The 21,581-nt window shown below is 75.0% G+C and carries 21 protein-coding genes; 13 read left to right on the top strand and 8 right to left on the bottom strand.

Going from position 1 to position 21,581, the window contains the following annotated elements; translation table 11 throughout:
* Positions 1-217: 217 nt before the first annotated feature.
* Positions 218-1,282, bottom strand: coding sequence for a sodium:calcium antiporter (locus tag IFT72_RS14880; protein WP_167260561.1), 1,065 nt, complete (start codon positions 1,280-1,282; stop codon positions 218-220).
* A gap of 166 nt (positions 1,283-1,448) precedes the next feature.
* Between IFT72_RS14880 and IFT72_RS14875 the strand changes: the two genes are divergently transcribed.
* Positions 1,449-2,108 (top strand): DUF6766 family protein, encoded by a 660-nt coding sequence (locus IFT72_RS14875; RefSeq protein WP_192046902.1) that lies wholly within the window; start codon positions 1,449-1,451, stop codon positions 2,106-2,108.
* Here the strand turns inward: IFT72_RS14875 and IFT72_RS14870 are convergent.
* Positions 2,052-2,255, bottom strand: coding sequence for a hypothetical protein (locus IFT72_RS14870; protein ID WP_056057706.1), 204 nt, complete (start codon positions 2,253-2,255; stop codon positions 2,052-2,054). The two genes, IFT72_RS14875 and IFT72_RS14870, sit on opposite strands and share 57 nt — an antisense overlap.
* A 195-nt stretch (positions 2,256-2,450) precedes the next feature.
* Between IFT72_RS14870 and IFT72_RS14865 the strand changes: the two genes are divergently transcribed.
* Positions 2,451-3,044: a TetR/AcrR family transcriptional regulator gene (locus tag IFT72_RS14865; protein ID WP_192046901.1), complete on the top strand. Its 594-nt coding sequence runs from the start codon at positions 2,451-2,453 to the stop codon at positions 3,042-3,044.
* Between the two features lie 134 nt (positions 3,045-3,178).
* On the top strand, positions 3,179-4,138 hold the full coding sequence (locus tag IFT72_RS14860; protein ID WP_056057713.1) for a helix-turn-helix transcriptional regulator: 960 nt from the start codon (positions 3,179-3,181) through the stop codon (positions 4,136-4,138).
* 20 nt (positions 4,139-4,158) lie between these two features.
* Here IFT72_RS14860 and IFT72_RS14855 read toward each other — a convergent pair whose 3' ends face one another.
* The gene (locus IFT72_RS14855; protein WP_056057715.1) at positions 4,159-4,455 is read right to left on the bottom strand and encodes a hypothetical protein; all 297 of its coding nucleotides are present in this window, start codon (positions 4,453-4,455) and stop codon (positions 4,159-4,161) included.
* Between the two features lie 253 nt (positions 4,456-4,708).
* Between IFT72_RS14855 and IFT72_RS14850 the strand changes: the two genes are divergently transcribed.
* Positions 4,709-6,007: an NAD(P)/FAD-dependent oxidoreductase gene (locus IFT72_RS14850; RefSeq protein WP_185230523.1), complete on the top strand. Its 1,299-nt coding sequence runs from the start codon at positions 4,709-4,711 to the stop codon at positions 6,005-6,007.
* A gap of 245 nt (positions 6,008-6,252) precedes the next feature.
* On the opposite strand, the gene IFT72_RS14845 is transcribed toward IFT72_RS14850, so the two are convergent.
* The gene (locus IFT72_RS14845) at positions 6,253-7,740 is read right to left on the bottom strand and encodes an MFS transporter (RefSeq protein ID WP_371741316.1); all 1,488 of its coding nucleotides are present in this window, start codon (positions 7,738-7,740) and stop codon (positions 6,253-6,255) included.
* 92 nt (positions 7,741-7,832) lie between these two features.
* Between IFT72_RS14845 and IFT72_RS14840 the strand changes: the two genes are divergently transcribed.
* Together IFT72_RS14840 and IFT72_RS14835 are read left to right on the top strand one after the other, a co-directional pair.
* The gene (locus tag IFT72_RS14840) at positions 7,833-8,396 is read left to right on the top strand and encodes a TetR family transcriptional regulator (protein WP_185230527.1); all 564 of its coding nucleotides are present in this window, start codon (positions 7,833-7,835) and stop codon (positions 8,394-8,396) included.
* A gap of 63 nt (positions 8,397-8,459) precedes the next feature.
* Positions 8,460-9,041, top strand: coding sequence for a GIY-YIG nuclease family protein (locus IFT72_RS14835; RefSeq protein WP_192046899.1), 582 nt, complete (start codon positions 8,460-8,462; stop codon positions 9,039-9,041).
* Positions 9,042-9,300: 259 nt separating this feature from the next.
* Here the strand turns inward: IFT72_RS14835 and IFT72_RS14830 are convergent, their stop codons facing one another.
* Both IFT72_RS14830 and IFT72_RS14825 read right to left on the bottom strand, forming a co-directional pair.
* A complete protein-coding gene (locus IFT72_RS14830) occupies positions 9,301-10,686 on the bottom strand; it encodes an APC family permease (RefSeq protein WP_371741315.1) in 1,386 nt (461 codons plus the stop codon).
* Positions 10,687-10,723: 37 nt separating this feature from the next.
* Positions 10,724-11,038, bottom strand: coding sequence for a helix-turn-helix domain-containing protein (locus IFT72_RS14825; RefSeq protein ID WP_056059166.1), 315 nt, complete (start codon positions 11,036-11,038; stop codon positions 10,724-10,726).
* 195 nt (positions 11,039-11,233) lie between these two features.
* Between IFT72_RS14825 and IFT72_RS14820 the strand changes: the two genes are divergently transcribed.
* Complete coding sequence (locus IFT72_RS14820) at positions 11,234-11,878, top strand: NAD(P)-dependent oxidoreductase (RefSeq protein WP_056057727.1); 645 nt, start codon at positions 11,234-11,236, stop codon at positions 11,876-11,878.
* A 115-nt stretch (positions 11,879-11,993) separates the two neighbouring features.
* Here IFT72_RS14820 and IFT72_RS14815 read toward each other — a convergent pair whose 3' ends face one another.
* On the bottom strand, positions 11,994-12,476 hold the full coding sequence (locus IFT72_RS14815) for a hypothetical protein (protein WP_192046898.1): 483 nt from the start codon (positions 12,474-12,476) through the stop codon (positions 11,994-11,996).
* 174 nt (positions 12,477-12,650) lie between these two features.
* On the opposite strand from IFT72_RS14815, the gene IFT72_RS14810 reads away from it, so the two are divergent.
* The 3 genes from IFT72_RS14810 (at position 12,651) to IFT72_RS16760 (ending at position 16,918) form a co-directional block, all read left to right on the top strand.
* Entirely contained in the window at positions 12,651-13,670 is a 1,020-nt protein-coding gene (locus IFT72_RS14810) for a Gfo/Idh/MocA family protein (protein ID WP_192046897.1), read from the top strand.
* Positions 13,671-13,780: 110 nt separating this feature from the next.
* A complete protein-coding gene (gene cls, locus IFT72_RS14805) occupies positions 13,781-15,253 on the top strand; it encodes a cardiolipin synthase (protein ID WP_192046896.1) in 1,473 nt (490 codons plus the stop codon).
* A 225-nt stretch (positions 15,254-15,478) separates the two neighbouring features.
* Positions 15,479-16,918 (top strand): alpha/beta hydrolase-fold protein, encoded by a 1,440-nt coding sequence (locus IFT72_RS16760; protein ID WP_192046895.1) that lies wholly within the window; start codon positions 15,479-15,481, stop codon positions 16,916-16,918.
* A 210-nt stretch (positions 16,919-17,128) separates the two neighbouring features.
* Here the strand turns inward: IFT72_RS16760 and IFT72_RS14795 are convergent, their stop codons facing one another.
* Positions 17,129-17,785 carry a TetR/AcrR family transcriptional regulator gene (locus IFT72_RS14795; RefSeq protein WP_192046894.1) on the bottom strand — a complete coding sequence of 219 codons (657 nt, stop codon included), beginning with the start codon at positions 17,783-17,785 and terminating at the stop codon, positions 17,129-17,131.
* Between the two features lie 77 nt (positions 17,786-17,862).
* Here IFT72_RS14795 and IFT72_RS14790 point away from each other — a divergent pair, with 77 nt between their 5' ends.
* The 3 genes from IFT72_RS14790 (at position 17,863) to IFT72_RS14780 (ending at position 21,555) form a co-directional block, all read left to right on the top strand.
* The gene (locus tag IFT72_RS14790; RefSeq protein ID WP_192046893.1) at positions 17,863-19,545 is read left to right on the top strand and encodes an NAD(P)/FAD-dependent oxidoreductase; all 1,683 of its coding nucleotides are present in this window, start codon (positions 17,863-17,865) and stop codon (positions 19,543-19,545) included.
* The gene (locus IFT72_RS14785; protein ID WP_082514626.1) at positions 19,542-20,489 is read left to right on the top strand and encodes a 3-hydroxyacyl-CoA dehydrogenase; all 948 of its coding nucleotides are present in this window, start codon (positions 19,542-19,544) and stop codon (positions 20,487-20,489) included. The genes IFT72_RS14790 and IFT72_RS14785 overlap by 4 nt, the downstream gene beginning before the upstream one ends.
* Before the next feature lie 154 nt (positions 20,490-20,643).
* Positions 20,644-21,555, top strand: a complete 912-nt coding sequence (locus IFT72_RS14780; protein ID WP_371741314.1) for an alpha/beta hydrolase fold domain-containing protein — start codon at positions 20,644-20,646, stop codon at positions 21,553-21,555.
* The last annotated feature ends 26 nt before the right edge of the window (positions 21,556-21,581 follow it).

Below are 21,581 nucleotides of genomic sequence, written 5' to 3'. Positions count from 1 at the left end.
GCGACGAGGCCGAGGGCGGTCTTGGTGATGGTCTTGCGCGTGATGGTCACGATGCAGCTCCTTGTCTGTGGTTCCCGGTGGGGATGACAAGGGTTCGCCGCCCCTCCCGAGATCGACTGGTCTCGTTACCCGACCGTGACCTGCGGGCCTGCACCGCGACTCCTGCCGGCCCGAGCCGAGGCCGAGCCGAGGCAGCGCCGGGGCCGTGCCTCGGCCGTCAGCTCGCGATGGCGAACAGCCCGCCGAGTCCCACGAGGTACAGCACGAGCACCACCAGCGAGTCGACGCCCATGCCCGCGATCCGCCGCCGGGGGCGGAAGAGCAGGCCCACCACGTAGACGAGCGTCAGCAGGGCCGCGAGCGCCGTCAGGTAGATGTCGGAGGCCTGCGCGGCGGGCAGCACCGCCTCGCCCGAGATGAGCGTCGCGACGAGGAAGAGCACGGGCAGGAAGGCGTTGCCGCCGAAGATGTCGCTCATCGCGAGGTTGTCGTCGCCCTGGCGCACGGCCTGCAGGCCGGTCGAGATCTCGGGTAGCGACGTGGCGAGCGCCAGCACGGTCGCGCCGAAGAGCACCCCCGACAGCCCCAGCTGCGACGACGCCGCGTCGCCCGCCCGCTCGAGCACGACGCCGGCGGCGAGCGTCGCGAGCGCCGACACGGCGAAGACGACGGAGGCGCGGGTCGTGCTCATGCGGGAGTGCGGCTCGGCGGGCTTCCGACGTCGGTGCCCCGTGGTGTGGGGCGACGCGTCGGGGGCCCGGCCCTCCTCGTGCCAGGGCAGCCCCTTCCCGGCGCGCTGCACCAGCAGCAGCCCGACCACCCAGAGGACGGCGATCAGCACCACGTCGGGCGTGAGCCGCAGCAGCACGAGCCCGTCGGGCAGCTGGCTGCCGGCCACGACGACCGTGAGCACGGCGACCACGACGACCGCCTCGAGCACGAGCGTGAGCGACGCGGCCCGGTAGGTGAGGGGCGCGACCCCCTTCCCCCGGCGGCCGAAGACGTCGAGCACCACGAGCACCACGGTCTGGATCGCGATGCCGCCGAGGATGTTGCCGACCGCGACCGACACGTCGCCCGACAGCGCCGCGCTGACCGTGATCGCGATCTCGGGGAGGTTGGTCGCGACGGCCAGCACGATGAGCCCGCCGAGCGCGCTGCCGATGTGCAGCCGGTCGTCGAGCACGTCGGTCGTCTTCGAGAGCTGGATGCCGGCGACCCAGGTCACGGCCGCCGCGGCGACGAAGATCACGATCAGGAGCCAGAGGGGGAGGGAGTCCACACGGCGAGGCAACTCCTCCCGACGGGCCGTGTCCGGTTCCGGGCCGCGGAGATCCGCCGTCGTCCGGGAGCGGGGCGCGGCCGCCCCCACCAGCACCCGGGGAGGCGCGGTGCCCGATCCCGAGGGAGGGCTCGACCCGCCGCCGGGGCCGGTCTAGGCAGGTGGCATGTCGTGCACTCCTCGTCCGCACCGCACCGCCCCACCGGCCCGGCGCCCGCTGTCGTCGGCCCTCGTCGCCGTCGTCGCGCTCGTGATCGCCGGGCTCGCGTCCGGCTGCGCGGGCCCGTCCGACGGCCCCCGCGAGGTCGGTGAGGGCTTCGCCGCCGACGTCGCCGAGAACTGGCAGTCGGAGTACCTGCAGTTCGTCCTCTTCATCGGCGCCACGGTCTGGCTCGTGCAGCGCGGGTCGACGGTGTCGGGCGAGCTCGACCAGGTCGGCCCGCAGAGCGACGAGCGGCAGCACGTGCGCGGGCACGCCCTGCCCGGCTCGCCCCGCTGGGCCGCGGCCTCGGGCTGGCGGCTGTGGCTCGCCTCCCACTCGCTCGGGCTCGTGATGGGGGCGATCTTCGTCGCCTCGTGGGCGGCCCAGGCCGTCACCGGCCACGTCGCCCACGACGAGCAGCAGCTGCTCGACCTGGAGGCACCCACGGGCCTCGCGGGCTACGTCGCGTCGGCCGACTTCTGGAACAGGACCCTGCAGAACTGGCAGTCGGAGTTCCTGGCGGTCGGCAGCATGGTCGTGCTGTGGATCTACCTGCGCGAGCGCGGCTCAGCCGAGTCGAAGCCCGTCGGCGCCGCCCACGACGACACCGGGGTCGAGGGCTGAGGCGCCCTCGGCGAAGAAGTCGGCGTAGCGCGCCTCGTCGACGGCCGGGGGCACGTCGGCGGGGGCCGGCGCCGGCACGGCGCGGCGCTTCGGGTACGCGCCGATGTGGGCGCGGGGCACCGCGGAGTCGCTCGAGTAGGCCGTCACGGTGCTGACGCTAGGGGACGGGAGCGACGCCCCGGGCCCCGGGCGACGGCGCACGAACACGGGCCCCGCCCCACCGCGCATGCCGGACAACCGGCGGCCGACCGCGGCCGTGCGCGGCCACTCCCGCTCGTTCTGCCGATCGTGCAACTAGTGTCGTGCAGGTCCCGACCAGACCCCACCGATCGATCCGAGCCCATGACCACAGCCGCCGTGAAGCCCCCGCCCCTCGACGTCACCGGGCGCCACGTCGTCGACGTCGCCGACGACCTCTTCAACTCCCGGGGCATCCGGTCGGTGCGCCTGCTCGAGGTGGCCACCGCCTCCGGCGTGGAGATCGACGAGATCCGCCGCCTCTTCCAGTCGAAGTCGAGGCTCGTCGAGGTCGTGCTCGAGGCCCGCCACGTCACCTGGTCGCAGCACATCGCCGACGCGACGGTCGAGGTGCCCGACTCGCGCGACAAGCTGCTCGCCATCTTCGGCTACCTCGAGGAGTGGTTCGCGGAGGACTCCTTCCAGGGCTGCGTCTTCATCAACTCCTACGGCGAGCTCGGCCGCAACAACACGCGGATCGCCGAGATGGCCCAGCGCCACAAGGAGTCGTTCGTCGCCCTCGTCACCGATCTCGCGCTCGACGCCGGCCTGCCCCGCGAGCTCGGCTCGAGCATCGCCCTGCTGGCCGAGGGCGCCCAGGTCTCGGCCGCGATGACCCGCACCACCTCCCCGGCCCGCGACGCCCGCCAGGCGGCCGCGATGCTCATCGCGCTCTACCAGGACGACGACGAGCGCTGAGCCCGCTCCCCCGCGCCGAGCCGCTCCCCCATCTCGGCCCCTCCCCTGCACTGGGGCCGCGCCCGGACGGTCGGTCTGTCCACCCCGCGCATCGTCGGGCCCCGGGGTACAGCGCTTCGTGCGACACTCAGCCAGTGCGCGCCCTCGAGAACACCCCCGTGAGGCTCGAGCTCACCTCGTCGGACCTCACCACGGCGCGCGAGACGCTCGAGGGCCCTTTCGCGTCCGGCCGCTTCGACGCCCGGCCCGTCCGTGACCGCCCCTTCTCCTTCCGGCACGCGGCCGTCGGCGACACCGCGATGACCCTCCGCGAGACCCGGTTCGCCGGGCACCTCGGTGGCGGGCTCGCTCCGCACGACGAGTACGTGGTCGCGTGGATGCAGTCGGGCACGGGGTCGTTCACCGAGGGCCGTGACGAGACCGAGTTCACCTCCGGCACGCCGGTGCTGCTGCCGCTCGAGACCGACTACTCGTTCGCCTTCGACGACTTCGTGCAGAAGTGCGTGCACTTCCGCACCACCGACCTCGAGCGCGTCGCCGCCGAGCGGGAGGGGGCCGCCCCCGGCCGCCTGCACTTCGACCGCCGGGCCACCCCGACGCCCGCCGCGATCCGCGCCTGGTGGAACACCCTCGCCCTCGTCTCGCGCACGGTCACCGACCCCGAGGTCAGCCCGCTGCTCGCCTCCGAGATGTCACGGCTGGCGGCCGTCGCCCTGCTGCAGCTCTACCCGTACCGCAGCGCCGACCTGCCGCCGCAGCTGCAGGCCCCGCGCAACGCCCGCATGCGCACGGCGGTCGAGTACGTGCACGCCCACGCGCACCTGCCGATCACGTCGACCGACATCGCCAAGGCCGCCGACCTCAGTCTCCGGGCCCTGCAGGAGGGGTTCCAGCGCACCTTCGACCTCGCCCCCACGGCGTACCTCCGCCAGGTGCGGCTCGACCGCGCCCACGACGAGCTGCGGTCGGCCGCCCCGGGCGCGACCTCGGTCGCGACGGTCGCCCGCACCTGGGGCTTCGCGCACCTCGGCCGGTTCTCGGCGTCGTACATGGAGCGCTTCGGCGAGTACCCGCGCGAGACGCTGGCGAGCTGAGCTGGGCTGCGCCGCGCCCGCTAGCGGCGGGCGGCGCGCGCCGGGCGCGCGGCGCGGTCGCGACGGGGCGGCAGGCTGAAGAGCGGGATCACCGGGGCGAGCCCCTCCTCGGGCTGGGCCTCGACCGGGCGGACGGGCTCGACCCGCGCCTCCCACGCTTCTCCCTCGTCGATGACGAGGCCGCCGAGCTCGGCGCCGACGGGCACGAGCTCCTCGAGCGAGGTGACGAGCGCCAGTCGGTCGCGGGCCTCGCGGTCGTGCCGCAGGAAGGCCGACGCGGGGGTCGCGGGGCGGCGGTAGAGCACGTAGCCCTTCACGTCGTCTCCCGCCGTCGAGGTCGCCCGCGGCCTGGTCGGCGCGGGCCCGGCGAGGTCGTGGCCGGAGCCGGAGGGGGTGCCCCCGGATGCGCCGAGCCTACGCGGCGGCACGGTCGCTGTCCGCGGCCCGCGGACACGTGCCTCCTGAGGCTCGCTCAGTGGGTAGCCTGTCCTCCGGACGGGACACGATCCCGGCCATCCTCGGGGTCAAGGGCGACCACCGGCTCGCACCACACATCGCAGGAGTCAACTCATGGCTGAAGACAGTCGCCCCCACATCGTCATCGTCGGTGGAGGCTTCGCCGGCATCGCCGCCATGCGGGCGCTGCGCCACGCCGACGTGCGCATCACCCTCGTCGACCGTCACGTCTACAACATGTTCCAGCCGCTCATGTACCAGGTCGCCACGGGCGGCCTCAACGCGGGCGACGTGACGTACTTCCTCCGCAGCCTCCGCTCGAAGCAGTCGAACGCCGAGTTCCGCCACGGCCTGCTCACGACCGTCCGGGCCGACGAGCGCGTCATCACGCTGCGCGACGGGGAGGAGATCGCCTACGACGCCCTCGTGCTCGCGAACGGCGTCAACACCAGCTACTTCGGCACCAAGGGCGCGTACGAGTACGCCTACTCGATGTACTCCCGCTCGCAGGCGCTCCGCATCCGCGACGAGCTGTTCACGCAGCTCGAGAACGCCGCGGCCTCGGTCGGCAGCGGCGAGGTCCGGGTCGTCATCGTCGGCGGCGGCGCGACCGGCGTCGAGATGGCGGGCTCGCTCGCCGAGCTGCGCGACCAGGCCCTGAAGGACGCCTACCCCGAGATCGACGCCTCGAGCATCACGATCACCCTCGTGCACCGCAGCGGCGAGCTGCTCAAGCCGTTCTCGCCGCGCCTCCGCAAGTACGCCGCGAAGGTGCTGCGCAAGCGCGGCGTCGACCTGCGCCTCGACACCGGCGTCGAGGAGGTCCGCCCCGACGGCGTCGTCGCGGCCGACGGCGAGTTCATCCCCGCCGAGCTCGTGATCTGGGCGACCGGCGTCGCCGCCCACGCCGAGGTGGCCGGCTGGGGCGTGCCGCAGACCCACGGCGGGCGCATCCAGGTCAACGACGACCTCACCGTCAAGGGCCTCGACCGCATCTTCGCCGCGGGCGACATCGCCGCGACCGACGACGCCCTCGCCCAGCTGGCGCAGCCGGCGATCCAGGGCGGCGAGCACATCGGCGAGCAGATCCAGCGGATGCTCGCGGGCAAGCCCCTCGAGAAGTTCAAGTACCACGACAAGGGCACCATGGCGACGGTCGGCACCAACGCCGCCGTGGTGCAGCTGCCCAACGGCTTCACCCTGACCGGCCCGGTCGCCTGGCTGCTGTGGGTGTTCGTCCACATCACCAGCCTGCTCGGCAACGGCAACCGCCTGTCGACGCTGACGCACTTCTTCGTGCGCTACCTCTGGGCGCTCCGCAAGCGGGCGATCCCGATCGTCGGCGACGTGCGCCCGGTGCGCCCGAACGGCGACCGCGCGCCCGAGAAGTGGCAGACCGAGAAGGCGGAGTAGCGCCCTCAGGGCAGGCCGCCTCCCCGCGCCGCCCTGCGCCCCCTCGCCGCCCTGCGCCCGCGCGCCGCCCTGCGCCCCCTCGCGAACCACCGACTGATCAACGAACCACCATCTGACGTGGTTCGTTGATCAGTCGGTGGTTCTGTCGTGCGGCGGCGGCGGGGCAGGGGCGGGGGCGGGGGCATGCGGGAGGCGCGGTGCCGGACTGACCGACACCGCGCCTCCTCGGGGCTGCTGCGGGCTGCTCAGCCCATGTGCACCACGGGGCCGGAGGGGAGCAGGTCCTCCTTCGAGCCGCGGATCATCACGAACGAGATGACGGCGGCGACGAGCGTCGCGACGCCGGCGGCGACGAACGCGGCCGAGTAGCCGTCGACGAGGCTGCCGAGGCCGACGGCGGCGCTGCCGGCCACGGCCGACGCGTAGAGGTTCGTGTAGACCGCGAGGCCGATCGATCCGCCGATCTGCATCATGGCGTTCGAGGTGGCGCTGGCCGCGCCCGCCTCGTGCGGGGCCACGCCGGCGAGGGCGAGGTTCTGCATCGGCACGAAGACGCCGGCGAGGCCGACGCCCATCACGATCAGCGGGGGCAGCACGTGCGTGGCGTACGCGCCGTCGACCGTCACGAGCGAGAGCCAGAAGAGGCCGGCCGCCGCGATGACCGGGCCGACGATCATCAGCACGCGCGGGCCGATCACGGGCAGCAGCTTGGTGAGGATCGGCGCCATCACCATGATGACGAGGGTCATCGGCAGGGTCGCGAGGCCGGCCTCGAGCGGGCCGAAGCCGAGCACGATCTGCAGGTGGAAGGTGAGGTAGAGCAGGGCGCCGATCATGACGCTGCCGACGATCAGCTGCACGAGGAAGGCCCCGCCGCGGACGCGGTTCGTCAGCACGCCGAGCGGCAGCAGCGGGTGGTCGGAGCGCTTCTGGATCAGCACGAAGAGGGCGAGCAGGCCCGCGCCGAGGGCGATGAAGCCGATGACGACGGCGGAGCCCCAGCCGTCCTCCGCCTGCGTGAAGCCGTAGACGAGCGAGGCGAGGCCGAGGGCCACGACCACGGTGCCGGCGACGTCGAGGCGGTTGTCCCCCTCGGCCTTGCTCTCGCGGACGACGAGGGCGGCCGCCACGATGGCGACGATCACGATCGGCACGTTGACGAGGAGGCACCAGCGCCAGCTGACGAACTCGGTCAGCACGCCGCCGAGCACGAGGCCGACGGCGGCGCCGGCACCGGAGATGGCGCCGAAGACGGCGAAGGCGGTGTTGCGCTCGCGCCCGCGGTCGAAGGTCGTCGTGAGCACGGCGAGGGCGGCGGGGGCGAGCAGGGCCGCGAAGACGCCCTGCAGGGCGCGGGCGGTGACGAGCAGCTCGCCGGTCGAGACGAGGCCGCCGAAGGCCGAGGCCGCGCCGAAGCCGACCATGCCGACGATGAAGGTGCGCTTGCGGCCCCAGAAGTCGGCGATGCGGCCGCCGAGCAGGAGGAGCGCGCCGAAGGCGAGGGCGTACGCGGTGACGACCCACTGGCGGTTCTCGTCGGTGAGGCCGAGCTCGGCCTGCGCCTGGGGCAGGGCGATGTTGACGATGGTGCCGTCGAGCACGACGACGAGCTGGGCGAGGCCGACGATGACGAGCACCCACCAGCGGCGGCTCGGGTGGGCGGGGGCGGAGCCCGGCGTGGGCGACGCGGAGGGCGCGGTCGTCGGGACGGAGCCTGTCGATGAGGTGGTCACTGTTCTCCTGGGTAGGGCGGGTCCCGGCATGAGGACCGGGCAACACTACCAACCATTTGGTTGGAGCGCCACCGTGGGCTAGGTTCTCGGCCATGGCCCACGACGCGAACGAGACCCGACGACGCATCCTCGAGGCGGCGACGGCGGAGTTCTCGGCGCGCGGGCTCGCGGGTGCCCGGGTCGACCGCATCTCGGCCGCGGCCGGCTGCAGCAAGGAGCGCCTCTACGCCCACTTCGGCGACAAGGAGGCGCTGTTCACGACGGTGCTGAACCTCTCGTTCGCGGAGCTGGGCGCCGCCGCCGCCGTGCCCTACGCCAGCGCCGAGGAGTTCGCCGTCGCCCTCTTCGACCACCTGGCCGAGCACCCCGAGAACCACCGGCTGCTCAGCTGGGCCCGCCTGGAGGACACGCACGACTGGCAGGCCTCCTTCGCCGTGCTGCAGGAGACCCGCGACGCGTCGATCGACCAGCTCGACCGGGTCGGCGCCGTGCGCGCGACGCCGTGGGGCGGCGACGACCTGTTCGCCGTGCTGCTCTCGATCGCGTCGGCCTGGGTGCAGCTGCCCGGGCTGGAGGGGGCGCCGGCCGCGACGACGGGGCGGGACGAGCAGCGTGAGATCGTGCGGGAGGCGGTGCGGAGGCTGGTGCGGGGGTAGGGCGCGGGGGCGGGCGCAGGCTGCCGCGGGAGCGGCGTCGGTGGTCGGTCGTACGGTCCGGAGATGGACCTGACCGACGCCCCGCTGTGCACCGGCGGCGGCGACTGCCCGCACGCCGTCGAGCCGGGTGCGCCCGTGCCGCTCTGCCGGCGGCACCTCGAGCTGGCCGCGGACTGGTGGGGCGACGCGGAGCGGGGAGGCGCGGGCATCGGCGTCGAGGACGCGCTGCCCACGCCGTGCCCGGCCTGCGGAGCGCGACTCGGGGTGCGCTGGCCCTCCGCCTGGCTCTGCGCGGTGTGCGAGTGGCGGCAGGGGGACGTCCCGGACGGCGAGCTGGCGCCTCCCCGGGTGGACGTCGTGTACTACCTGCGCTTCCGCGACAGGATCAAGATCGGCACGACCGGGAACCCCCGTCAGCGCCTCGCCGCGATCTGGCACGACGAGCTGCTGGCGCTCGAGCGCGGCGACCGCGCCGTGGAGCGGGCACGGCACGAGCAGTTCGCGGCCCAGCGACACGGGCGCACGGAGTGGTTCACCGCCGACGGCGAGCTGCTCGCGCACGTGCGCGCCCTCGCCGAGGGGCAGCCCGACCCGTGGTCGCTGCACGCCCGCTGGAGGAGCGAGGCGGTCGCGCGGCGCGTGTGATCCGGGCGGGGCGGTACGGGCGGGATGCGCGGGACGGGGCGCGGGTGGTCGTCGAGCGTCGGGGCGTCGGCAGCGGGTGCGACCGCGACCGCGACAGCGACAGCGACAGCGACAGCGACAGCGACCGGATCGTCCGTGCGACCGGACGACGCCCCCCAGAATGCTCGATCCACTCCGGAGTGGAGCAGCCTGGCTCGAAGGGCACACCTACCGGACGCCGCTCCGCTCCAGAGTGGATCAGCGCGGAGCGGGACCGTCCTCAGAGCCCCGTCGTCCGAGACCCGCGCCCGGCGCCCGGCGAGCCGCGCCTCCGACGGAGCACCACGAGACGACCCAGCACCCCCACCACGAAGACCGCCGCCGCGGCGAGCACCGACGCGAGCGGCAGCGTGACCACGAGCGCCACGCACGCGACCGCCCCCAGCACCGGCAGCACGCGCGGCCAGCGACGGTGCTCCCCCGTCTGCGTCAGCGCCGCGACGTTCGCCACGAGGTAGTAGACCAGCACGCCGAACGACGACGCCCCGATCACGCCCCGCAGGTCGACGGTCAGCACGAGCACGCCGACGACGGCGGCCAGCACCAGCTCGGCCCGCAGGGGCACACCCCTCCGGGCGTCGACCACGGCGAGCCCCCGGGGCAGGTCGCCCTCGCGCGCCATCGCCAGGCTCGTGCGCCCGATGCCCGCGACCAGGGCCAGCAGGGCCCCGCTCGCCGCGACCCCCGTCGCGACCGCGACCACCGGCGCCAGCCACCCCGCTCCGGCCGCCTCGACGGCGTCGACGAGGGGGCGCTGCGACGCCGCCGTCCCCGCCGACCCGAGCGCACGGAGCAGCACCAGCGCCACCGCGGCGTACACGACGAGCGCGGCCGACAGCGCGATGACGACGGCCCGCGGGATCGTCACCGACGGGCGCCGCACCTCCTCGGCGAGGGTCGCGATCCGCGCGTAGCCCGCGAAGGCGAAGAACAGCAGGCCGGCCCCCTGCAGGACGGCGACCGGCGTCGGTCCCGCACCCGCGCCTCCCGCACCGTCCGCCGCACCGCCTGCACCACCGGCACCGCCCGCGCCGGAGGCCGCGTCGACGACCGCCCCGACCCCGGGAGGCGCGCTGCCGACCACGACCACCACCAGCACCAGCGCGGCCAGCACCGCGGCCACGATCACCGCGGTCGCCGCGGCGGTCCGGGTGATGCCCGCGGCGTTCAGCGCGGTCACGGCGACGACGAGCAGGAGGGCGGCGGGGCGGGTCCACGGGTCGGGCACCAGCGCGACCGCGGCGGTGGTCGCCATCGCGGCGCAGCTCGCCGTCTTGCCGACGACGAACCCCCAGCCCGCGACGAAGCCCGGCCACTCGCCGAGCCGCTCGCGGCCGAACGCGTAGGCGCCGCCCGAGGTCGGGTGCTGGGCCGCGAGCTGCGCCGTCGACGTCGCGTTGCAGAACGCGACGACCCCGGCGATCAGCAGGCTCACGAGCAGCAGGTCGCCGGCCGCCGCCGCGGCGGGGGCGAAGGCCGAGAAGACTCCTGCGCCGATCATGGAGCCGAGCCCGATCACGACGGCGGCGCCGAGGCCGAGCCGCCGCTGCAGGCCCCCGGGCGCGGACGACGAGGGCGAGGCCGAGGGAGGCGGGGCGGCGGTCACGCGCGGAGCATACCCACCGCGGGTGACGCGCCCGCGCTCAGGCCCGGCTGTCGTACTCCCGCTGCGAGTCGCTGACGTCGCCGAAGTGCTCGATCGACCAGCGCTCGAGGGCCTTGAGCGGGGCCCGGAGCGTCTGGCCCGCCTCCGTCAGCTCGTACTCGACGCGCGGCGGCACCTCGGCGTAGACGGTGCGCGAGACCAGGCCGTCGCGCTCGAGCCCGCGCAGCGTCTGCGTGAGCATCTTCTGCGAGATGCCGTCGACCACCCGGCGGATCTCCGAGAAGCGCCGCGGGCCGTCGTCGAGGGTGCCGACGACCAGCACCGTCCAGCGGTCGCCGATGCGGTCGAGCACCCGCCGCGTCGGGCAGCCCGCCTGGTAGGGGTCGAGCTCGTACGACGAGGCGTCGAGCCCGCTGGTCTCGCTCGTCGACTCGCTGAGCTCGCGCGTGGCCGGATCGATGGTTACCAAAAAGTGCCTACTTCCCGATGGATACCAATGGACGTAGCGTAGCCCCGTACCGCCCCACCGCGACAGAAGGAGAACCACATGACCCGCATCACCGTCTTCGGAGGAACCGGCTACGCCGGCAGCGCGATCGTCGCCGAGGCCGCGCGCCGCGGCCACGAGGTGACCTCGGTCAGCCGCTCCGTGCCCGAGCAGCAGGTCGAGGGCGTGCGCTACGAGACCGGGTCGGTGCTCGACGCCGACGTCCGCGCCCGTGCGGTCGCCGGGGCCGACGTCGTCGTCTCCTCCCTCTCGCCCCGCGGCGAGCTCGACGGCCAGATCGTCGAGGCCGACCGCGAGATCGCGACCCTGGCCGCCGAGCACGGCGCCCGCCTCGTCGTCGTCGGCGGCTTCAGCTCGCTCCGCCTCGAGGAGGGCGCCGAGCGCCAGGCCGACACCGGCCAGCTGCCGCCCGAGTTCGCCGCCGAGGCCCTCCAGATGCACGCCGTGCTGCTCGAGCTGCTCGACCGCCCCGAGGGCCTCGACTGGACCTTCGTCTCGCCCGCCATGCTCTTCGGCGCCTACGCACCCGGCGAGGCGCTCGGCCGCTACCGCGTCGGCGGCGACGTCGCCGTCTACGACGCCGAGGGGAACTCCGCGATCAGCGGGGCCGACTTCGCCCTCGCGATCCTCGACGAGGTCGAGACCCCGGCGCACGGCCGCGAGCACATCAACGTCGCGTACTGAGCGACCACGGGGTCACACGGTGACCCCGCGCGGGAGGCGCGGTGCCCGGTCGACGGGCACCGCGCCTCCGGCGTGTGGTGGGGTGGTGCGCTCGGCCCACGCCGCCCGGAGCGGCTCAGCCCCGGCGGCGGCCGATCGCGACCGCGAGCGCCAGGACGGCGACCGTGACGCTGCCGCCGACGGCGAGGAGGACGCGCTCCTGACGGCGGCCCGCGAGGGCGAGCCGGTTCGTCGCGTCGCGGAGGGAGTCGGCGGCCGTCTCGGTGACGTCGCGGCTCGCCTGCGTCACGTCGGCGACGATGCGCTCGGCGGCGGCGGCGAGGTCGCGGCCCTCCTCGGCGGCGTCGTGCAGCAGGCCGCGGGCGTGGTCGGCCGCGTCGCGCCCGGTGGCGGCGGCGCCGTCGACGAGGCGGGCGGCACGGTCAGCCGCGTCGCGCCCGGTCGCGGCGCTCTCGCGGACCTTCTCGCCCGCCTTCGCGGCGAGGTCGCGGAGGGCGGCGCGGTCGTCGGGCGAGACGACGCCGCTCTCGTCGAGGGCCGACAGCGCCCGGCGCGCTGCGGCGCGGAGGGAGTCGCGGGGCCTGTCTGGTTCGCTCATGTCGTCGCCTCTCGTTCGCGGTGCTGAGCCCCCGACGCTACCCCGCGCACATCCGGATGCCCCTAGGTGGGCCCCGGCGAGCGCGGAGGGCCCAGGACGAGGCACCTCGACGCCGCCGGGGCGCAGCGTGCCGCGGCGTGGCGCGTCGTGCCGCGGCGGGGCCAGCATGGGGGCATGACCCTCACCTTCCCCTCCTCCTCCGCCGCAGCGCTGCGCGGGGGCCCCGCCCTGCGCTGGGGTGTCATCGGCGCCGGCGAGATCGCCGGCGACTTCACCGACGCCCTGCACTCGCTCACCGACCAGCGCGTCGTCGCGATCGCCTCCCGCAGCCAGGAGCGCGCCGACGCCTTCGCCCGCCGTCACGGCGTCGAGCGCGGCCACGACGACGCCGCCGCGATGGTCGCATCCCCCGACGTCGACGTGGTCTACGTCGCCACCCCGCACACCCGGCACCGGCCCGACGCCCTGCTCGCGATCTCCGCCGGCAAGCCGGTGCTGATCGAGAAGCCGATGGCCGTGAGCACCGCCGAGGCCGACGAGATCGCGGCCGCGGCCCGGGCGGCGGGCGTCTTCGCGGCCGAGGCGCTGTGGACCCGCTACCTCCCCCACATGACCGTCATGGCCCAGCTGCTGGCCGACGGCGCGATCGGCGACGTGCGGCTCGCGACCGCCGAGGTCGCCTGGGCGAACGACCTCACCGCTCCCGGCCGCATGACCGACCCGGCCCTCGGCGGCGGCGCCCTGCTCGACATCGGCGTGTACGCCGCGTGGTTCACGCAGTTCGCCGGCGGGCACCCGGTCGAGGTGCGCGCCTCGGGCACCACCCGCGCCGACGGGGTCGACCTTGAGGCCGCGATCGTCACCCGCAGCGACCGCGGGGTGCTGGCGACGGCGGCGACCAGCCTGCTGGCGACCTCGCCCGGGCGGGGGACGATCAGCGGCTCGGCCGGCTCGCTGCGGACGCTCGAGAACCTGGTCTTCCCCGCCTCCTTCGAGCTCGCGACCGACGAGGGCACCGCCGTCTGGAGCGACCCCGCCGTGCCGACCGGCCGCCGCGGGCTCGCCTACGAGGCCGCGGCGGTCGCGGGCTTCGTCGCGGAGGGCGTCACCGACTCGCCGCTGCACTCGCTCGCCGACGCGCGGTCGGTGCTCGCGACGATCGAGGCGGCGCGGGCGCAGCTGACGGTGGTCTGAGGGCGGCCGCGGTGGGCTGGGCGGGGCCGCCGTCCCTCCCCAGGAGCCCGTCCCCCACAGGGGCGAGACCCGGGGAGGCGCGGTCAGGCACCACCTGACAGGATCAGCCCATGAGATGGCGCTCCGTGCTGAAGGCACTCCCCACCGTGGTGCTCGTCGTGGACATCGTGATCCGCGTGGTGTCGGTGGCGGCCGTGCCGCGCAACCGCAAGCCGAGCTCGGCGATGGCGTGGCTGACCGCGATCTTCGTCGCGCCCATCCCGGGCAGCCTGCTCTTCGGGCTGATCGGCTCGTCGAAGCTGCCCCGCGACCGGCGTGAGAAGCAGCGCGAGATCAACCAGCGCATCCTCGACGGCACCGCCGGCCTCGACACGAAGGCCGCGACGGTCGAGACCGAGCCGCCGTGGTTCGGCAGCGTCGTGAAGCTCAACCGCACCCTCGGCTCGATGCCCCTCAGCCCGGGCAACACGGCCGAGCTGCTGCCCGACTACCGCGCGTCGATCGAGGCGATGACGGCCGCCGTCGACGAGGCCGAGCGCTACGTGCACGTCGAGTTCTACATCTTCACCCGCGACGAGACGACCTTCCCGTTCTTCGACGCGCTGAAGCGGGCCCACGACCGCGGCGTGCAGGTGCGGGTGCTCTACGACCACTGGGCGACGATCCGCAACCCGCAGGGCCGCGTCACGCGCCGGTGGCTGCGCGAGGCGGGGCTGAACTTCGAGGAGATGCTGCCGTTCCACCCGACCAAGGGCATGTGGCGGCGCCCCGACCTGCGCAACCACCGCAAGATCGTCGTCGTCGACGGCGACGTCGCCTTCACGGGCTCGCAGAACATGACCGACCCGAGCTACAACAAGCGCGGCAACATCAAGCGCGGCCTGCAGTGGAAGGACCTGATGGTGCGGCTCGACGGGCCGGGTGCCGTCGGCCTCAACGCGCTCTTCCTCACCGACTGGTACTCCGAGACCGACGAGCTGCCGGTCGTCGACGACCTCGAGGCCCCCGTCGAGCGCCGCACCGGCCCCGACGCGATCGAGTGCCAGGTCGTGCCGAGCGGGCCCGGGTTCGACGGCGAGAACAACCTGCGGCTGTTCAACGCGCTCGTCTACGGCGCGCAGGAGAAGCTGATCATCGCGAGCCCCTACTTCGTGCCCGACGACTCGATGCTCTACGCGATCACCACGGCCGCCGAGCGCGGCGTCGACGTGCAGCTGTTCGCCTGCGAGGTGGCCGACCAGTTCCTCGTCTACCACGCCCAGCGGTCGTACTACGAGACGCTGCTGCGCTCGGGCGTCCGGATCTTCCTCTACGAGAAGCCGATCGTGCTGCACTCGAAGCACTTCACCGTCGACGACGACGTGGCCGTCGTCGGCTCGAGCAACATGGACATGCGCTCGTTCAGCCTCAACTTCGAGGTGTCGCTGCTCGTGCGCGGTGCCCACTTCGTCGAGCGCCTGCGCGCCGTCGAGGACGACTACCGCTCGAAGTCGCGCGAGGTCCACCTCGACGAGTGGCTGACGCGGCCGGCGGCGATCCAGGTCGTCGACAACGTCGCGAGGCTGACCGCGGCGGTGCAGTAGGCGGGAGGCGGGGAGGCGCGGAGGACGCAGGCCGGGCGGGAGGCGCGGGCCGGACGGGAGGTGCGGGCCGGGCAGGAGGTGCGGGCCGGACGGGAGGTGCGGGCCGGGCGCCCTGCGGGTCCCGTCGCGCTGACGGCTGCGTCATGGGATGGCTCCCTAGGGTGTGCCCGCCCCGCGACCCGTCGACGCCCGACCTCCGGCGGGGCTCGTCCGGAAGGCCCCGCGGTGTCGTTCTCCCTCGTCTCCGTCCTCACCCTGGCGCCGGTGTACGCCCTGGCGCTCGGGCTGGCCGTGTGGCTCGTGCGCCCGCCCGGCGACCGGGTCGGGCGGGGGGACGCGCGGCCCGGGCGGGACTCGGCCGGGCTCCGACCGCACCTCCGGACCCGGGCGGGCCGCCTGCGACCCCGCCTCCGATCTCGCACCCGCCCCCGCCCCCGGCGCTGGTGGACGGCGGTCGGCGTCGCCGCCGTGGTCGGTGCCGGCGCGGGCGCCCTGGTGTCGTGGTGGGTCGGCGACGTGCAGGCCGCCCTCGACGTGCCTCCGACCTGGGTCGACCGGGCCTGGGTCTCCGCCCTCGGCGCGGGCCTGGCCGTGGCGGTCGTCGCCGCCGTGCGCGGTGGGGCCGGGCGTCGCGTCGTGGCCGGGCTCGGAGTCGTCGTCTTCGCCCTCTCGACGGGCCTCGCCGTCAACCGTGACGCCGGGCTGTTCCCGACCGTGGGGGCGCTGCTCGGGGTGTCGCACGTCGCGCCGCTCGAGCTGCCGCCCGCCCAGCACGGGGCGTCGGCGGGCGAGGCGACCACCGCCTCCGGCACCCTCCCCGCCGAGTGGACCCCGCCCGCCGACCTGCCCCGGCAAGGCCGGCTCGGCAGCGTCGTCGTCCCGGCGACCGACTCGCACTTCAGGGCCCGGCCCGCCCTGGTGTGGCTGCCGCCCGCCGCGCTGACCGCCGACCCGCCCGCGCTGCCGGTCGTCGTGGCGCTCTCCGGCCAGGGGCCCGGTGCCGCCCCCGAGAACCTCGTCGACGCCGGGCACCTCGACGACCAGCTCGACGCCCTGGCGGCGCAGCACGACGGGCTCGCTCCGATCGTCGTGATGCCCGACCAGCTCGGCCGGCCGACCTCGAACCCGATGTGCGTCGACGGCGAGCTCGGCGACAGCGCGACCTGGCTCACCCGGGACGTGCCCGCCTGGGTCACGGCCCACCTCGACGTGCAGAGCTCCCCCGCCGCGTGGGCGATCGCCGGCTTCTCGCAGGGCGGCACCTGCTCGGTGCAGCTGGCGACCGGGCACCCCGACGTCTTCGGCTCGTTCGTCGACGTCAGCGGGCAGCTCGGTCCGCTGCTCGACGGCGGCGTCGACCGCACGATCGCCCGCGGGTTCGACGGTTCACGCGCCGCGTACGACGCCGCCCAGCCGGTCGCGGTGATGCGGGCACACGGGCGGTACGCCGACCTCGGCGGCTTCTTCGCCGTGGGGGCCGACGACTCGCGCTACGGGCCCGTGCAGCCCGTCGTCTCGGCGGCGGCGCAGGGGGCGGGCATCGACGTGACCCGTCTCACGGTGCCCGGCAGCGGGCACGACTGGCACACCGCCTCCGTCGGGCTCGCTGCCGGCCTGCGCTGGCTCTGGCCGCGCCTCGGCCTCGGCGCCGTCGTGGGCGGCTGACTCCCGGAGGCGACCCGCCCCGCCGCCCCCGCCCGGCCCCCGCCCGGCCGTCCTCGCACCCGCGAGAACCACCGACTGATCAAAGAACCACGTCAGATCGTGGTTCTTTGATCAGTCGGTGGTTCTGCCGCGCAGCCGGGTCGCCCGCCGTGCACCTGGCCGGCCGGGCAGGCGGGCGGCCGGGCGGGCGGCGGTGCTGGCGGTCGGCGCTCAGCGCGCGGCGGCGCCGTAGATGCTGCTCAGCCAGACGTGCAGCAGGGTGTCGACGGGGTCGACGGCCGCCCCGGGCAGGCTGGGCTCGGTGAGCGCCGCCATGATCACGCGCTCGTTGAGCAGGTTGAGGCTGGTCGCGAGCACGCGCGGCTCGGGCCCGGCGACGGCGGCGCCGCGGGCGCGCTCGGCCCCGATCGCGCGGGCCGTCTCGTCGATCCAGCCCTGCAGCAGCCGCGACCACTGGGCGACGATCTCGGCGTCGGTGCCGCGCGCGCCGACCACGGCGGCGACGACGCCGGGGTGCGCCGCGAACGTCTCGAAGAAGGCCGAGATCGCGCGTCGCCAGGTCGCGGCGGGGTCGTCGGCGAGCCCGACGAACACCTCGGCCGACCGCCGCGACGCCTCGTGCGCGACCCGGTCGAGCAGCGCCAGCAGCACGCTGCGCTTCGACGCGAAGTAGAAGTAGAACGTCGGCCGCGAGATGCCCGCCCCGCGGGCGAGGTCGTCGATCGTCAGCGCCGAGAAGTCCTTCTCGCCGAGCAGCCGGTCGGCCGTCGTGAGGATCGCCTGCTCGCGCTCGTCGCCCGACACCCGGGCCGCCCGCCGACCCCGGCCCCCGGGAGTCGCGGCGACGGCGTCGAGGTCACGGGGCATGCGCCGATGGTACCGTCCCGCAGCGCTCGGCGGACACAGCGTCGACACTCTCGACACTGTGTCGATACAGTGGCCCCATGACCGATGAGACGACGACGTCCGCCCCGGCGGACTCCGCTGACGGTGCCGACGGCGCGACCGACCCCGTCGAGCACCTCGACGTCGTGGTCGTCGGGGCCGGCCTCTCCGGCGTCGGCGCCGCCGCGCGGCTGCGCGCGGCGTTCCCCGGCCGGAGCATCGCCGTGCTCGAGGCCCGCGCCGTCAGCGGCGGCACCTGGGACCTCTTCCGCTACCCCGGCGTCCGCTCGGACAGCGACATGGCGACGCTCGGCTACTCGTTCCGGCCCTGGGTCGACGAGCGGTCGATCGCGCCGGGCGCGGCCATCCTGCAGTACGTCCGCGACACGGCGGCCGAGACCGGCGTCGAGCAGCTCGTGCGGTACCGGCACCGCGTCGTCGGCGCCGACTGGTCGTCCGACGACGACCGCTGGACCCTGCGGGTCGAGACCGGCGCCGCCGACCCGACCCGCGACTCCGGCGGGCCCGACGCACCCCGCGACCCCGGCACGCACGACGGGGCCGTCACGACCACCACCCTCACCACCTCCTTCCTCTTCCTCGCCTCCGGCTACTACCGCTACGACCGGGGCCACCGCCCCGAGCTGCCCGGCGAGGCCGCCTACGAGGGCGAGTTCGTGCACCCGCAGCAGTGGCCCGAGGGCCTCGAGACCGCCGGCCGCGACGTCGTCGTGATCGGCAGCGGGGCGACGGCGATGACCCTGGTGCCGGCGCTCGCGGCCGGGGGCGCCCGGGTGACCATGCTGCAGCGCTCGCCCACCTGGGTCGCGGCGCTCCCGAGCCGCGACCGTCGCCTGCTGCCGCGGGCGCGACGCATCGGGCTCCGCGCCTCCGCCCGGGTCTCGCGCTGGCGCGGCATCGCGACCGGCCTCGTCACCTACCGGTTCAGCCGGCGCGCGCCCGAGCGCACCGGGCGGATCCTCCGCGAGCGCGTGGCCGCCCGCCTGCCGGAGGGCTTCGACGTCGACCGCCACTTCGTGCCGCGCTACGACCCGTGGGACGAGCGGCTCTGCGTCGTGCCCGACGGCGACCTGTTCCGGGCGATCCGCGAGGGGTCGGCGCGGGTCGTCACCGACACGATCGCGGGCTTCACGCCGCGCGGCGTGCGGCTCACCTCGGGCGAGGAGCTGCCCGCCGACGTCGTCGTCACCGCCACCGGCCTCACGCTGCAGCTCTTCGGCGGGGTCCGGATGACCGTCGACGGCCGCGAGGTCGACCCCGCCGAGCACGTGACCTACAAGGGCGCGATGCTCGACGGCGTGCCGAACATGGCCTTCGCCATCGGCTACACGAACGCGTCGTGGACCCTCAAGATCGACCTCGTCGTCGCCTTCGTCGAGCGCGTGCTGCGATCGATGGAGTCGCGGGGCGAGTCGCGCGTCGTGCCCACCGCCCCGACCGGGTCGCGGGGCCTCGGCGAGCTCACGCCCCTCATCGACCTGCGCTCGGGCTACGTCGCGCGCGGCGTGCACCTCATGCCGAGGCAGGGCGAGCGGACGCCCTGGCGGCTGCACCAGGACTACCTGCGTGACCTCGTGCTGTTCCGGCTCGGCCGCGTCCGCGGCGACGGGCTGACGTTCGGCTCGGCGGGCGGGCGGGCGCCCGGGCCCGCGCCGGCGCCCGGCCCGATGACCACTCCCTCGACCACCACCCGACCGACCCGACCGAAGGACCGACCATGACCTCCCCCCTCGACCCGGCCACCGCCTCCCACGATTCCGACGCCGCCACCGCCTCCGACCCCGCCTCGGCGACCCCGCTCTCGCGCGTGACCGTGCTCGGCACCGGCGTGCTGGGCGCGCAGATCGCCTTCCAGGCGGCGTACACCGGCAGCGACGTCGTCGCGTACGACATCGGCGACGAGCAGATCGCCGTCGCGCGGGCCCGGTTCGAGGGCCTCGCCGCGACGTACCTCACGCCGCAGGGGCTGCGCGGCGCCACGGAGGAGACCACGAGGGAGGCGCTCCGTCGCGTGACCTTCAGCACCGACCTGGCCGAGGCCGTCGCCGACGCCGACCTCGTGGTCGAGGCCGTGCCGGAGAGCCTCGAGCTCAAGCGCGACCTCTACGCCCGGCTCGCGCCGCTGCTGCCCGAGCGCACCGTGCTCGCCACGAACTCGTCGACGCTGCTGCCGAGCGACCTCGTCGACGCGACCGGACGGCCCGAGAAGTTCCTCGCGCTGCACTTCGCCAACCTGATCTGGGTCAACAACACCGCCGAGGTGATGGGCACGCCGGCCACCTCGCCCGAGGTGTTCCGCGCCGTCGTCGAGTTCGCCCGCGGCATGGGCATGGTGCCGATCGAGCTGAAGAAGGAGCAGCCCGGCTACGTGCTCAACTCGCTGCTGGTGCCGCTGCTGAACGCGGCCTCGGCGCTGCTCGTGAAGGGCGTCGCCGACCCCGAGACCGTCGACACGACCTGGCGCATCGGCACGGGGGCGCCGTTCGGGCCGTTCCAGATCATGGACGTCGTGGGGCTCCGCACCGTGCACGCCGTCTCCGTCGCCGGCGGGCCGGAGGGGCGCGCGTTCGCCGAGATGATCCAGCGCGACTACCTCGACCGCGGCGCCACCGGGCGTGAGAGCGGCGAGGGCTTCTACAGCTACCCCGCACCGTCGGCCGAGTAGCGTCCGCGTCGTGGAGCTGAGCCGGGTGCTGTCGTCCGTCCGTCGTCGTGCCGCCGGGCGGGGGTCGGGGTCTCGCGGTGCCGGTGCGGGGTCTGCCGGGGCCGGGGCCGGGGGCGGTGCCGGGTCTCGACCCGCGACTCCCCCCGCCCGCCCGGTGCACGAGCCGCTCGCCACGCGGCTGGTGCTGCCGCGGGCGCTGGCCCCCGTCTTCCTGCGGCTGACGCGGGCGAACCGCACCTTCACGACCGAGGCCGGGGCCCGGCGCCGCATCCGCGAGCGGTCGCTGCGGCCCGCGCCGTACGGGCCGCCCGCGACGCTGCGCTCGGACGTGCGCGTCGACGTCGAGCAGCGCGGCGGCTGGCCGGTCTACCGCGTCTCGCGCCGCGACGGAGCCTCCGCCGGCACCGTCGTCTACGCCCACGGCGGCGGCTGGGTCGGCGAGATCGTGTCGCAGCACTGGCACCTCGCCGCCCAGGTCGCGGCCGAGGTCGGCACCACCGTGCTGCTGCCGATCTACCCGCTCGTGCCCTTCGGCACCGCCGAGGAGGCGCGGGTCGGCATCACCGACCTGGTCACCTCGGCCGTCGGCCCGGTGGTGCTCGCGGGGGACTCGGCGGGCGGCCAGATCGCCCTCTCCGCGGCGCAGTCGCTGCGCGACCAGGGCGTCGACGTGGCGCACGTGCTGATGATCTCGCCGGCGCTGGACCTCACCTGGAGCAACCCGCGCATCCCCCTCGTGCAGCCGACCGACCCCTGGCTCGGCACGCCCGGCGGGCGCGTGCTCGCGGAGCACTGGCGCGGCTCGCTCGACCTGCTCGACCCCGTGGTGAGCCCGCTGGCCGGGGAGCTCGCGGGGCTCCCGCCCCTGACGGTCTTCACCGGGACGCGCGACGTGCTCAACCCCGACGCCCACCTGCTGCGGTCACGGGCGGCCGCCGCGGGCGTCGCGCTCGACTGGCGCGAGGGGGTCGGCGAGCTGCACGTGTTCCCGCTGCTGCCGACGCGCGCCGGGCGCGCCGCGCGGGCGCAGATCGTGCGCACGCTGCGTGAGGCGCTGCGCGGTTGAGCGCGGCGCGGCGCGGCGCGCGGCGC

The sequence above is a fragment of the Frigoribacterium sp. CFBP 8754 genome, from assembly GCF_014841815.1.
Lineage (GTDB): Bacteria > Actinomycetota > Actinomycetes > Actinomycetales > Microbacteriaceae > Frigoribacterium > Frigoribacterium endophyticum.
This window is presented reverse-complemented; position numbering and strand designations above follow the sequence as displayed.

Coding starts and splice junctions, on each gene's coding strand:
- IFT72_RS14875 (WP_192046902.1), top strand. CDS start 1,449: ATGTCGTGCACTCCTCGTCCGCACCGCACCGCCCCACCGGCCCGGCGC.
- IFT72_RS14865 (WP_192046901.1), top strand. CDS start 2,451: ATGACCACAGCCGCCGTGAAGCCCCCGCCCCTCGACGTCACCGGGCGC.
- IFT72_RS14850 (WP_185230523.1), top strand. CDS start 4,709: ATGGCTGAAGACAGTCGCCCCCACATCGTCATCGTCGGTGGAGGCTTC.
- IFT72_RS14840 (WP_185230527.1), top strand. CDS start 7,833: ATGGCCCACGACGCGAACGAGACCCGACGACGCATCCTCGAGGCGGCG.
- IFT72_RS14835 (WP_192046899.1), top strand. CDS start 8,460: ATGGACCTGACCGACGCCCCGCTGTGCACCGGCGGCGGCGACTGCCCG.
- IFT72_RS14820 (WP_056057727.1), top strand. CDS start 11,234: ATGACCCGCATCACCGTCTTCGGAGGAACCGGCTACGCCGGCAGCGCG.
- IFT72_RS14815 (WP_192046898.1), bottom strand. CDS start 12,476: ATGAGCGAACCAGACAGGCCCCGCGACTCCCTCCGCGCCGCAGCGCGC.
- IFT72_RS14810 (WP_192046897.1), top strand. CDS start 12,651: ATGACCCTCACCTTCCCCTCCTCCTCCGCCGCAGCGCTGCGCGGGGGC.
- cls (WP_192046896.1), top strand. CDS start 13,781: ATGAGATGGCGCTCCGTGCTGAAGGCACTCCCCACCGTGGTGCTCGTC.
- IFT72_RS14795 (WP_192046894.1), bottom strand. CDS start 17,785: ATGCCCCGTGACCTCGACGCCGTCGCCGCGACTCCCGGGGGCCGGGGT.
- IFT72_RS14790 (WP_192046893.1), top strand. CDS start 17,863: ATGACCGATGAGACGACGACGTCCGCCCCGGCGGACTCCGCTGACGGT.
- IFT72_RS14785 (WP_082514626.1), top strand. CDS start 19,542: ATGACCTCCCCCCTCGACCCGGCCACCGCCTCCCACGATTCCGACGCC.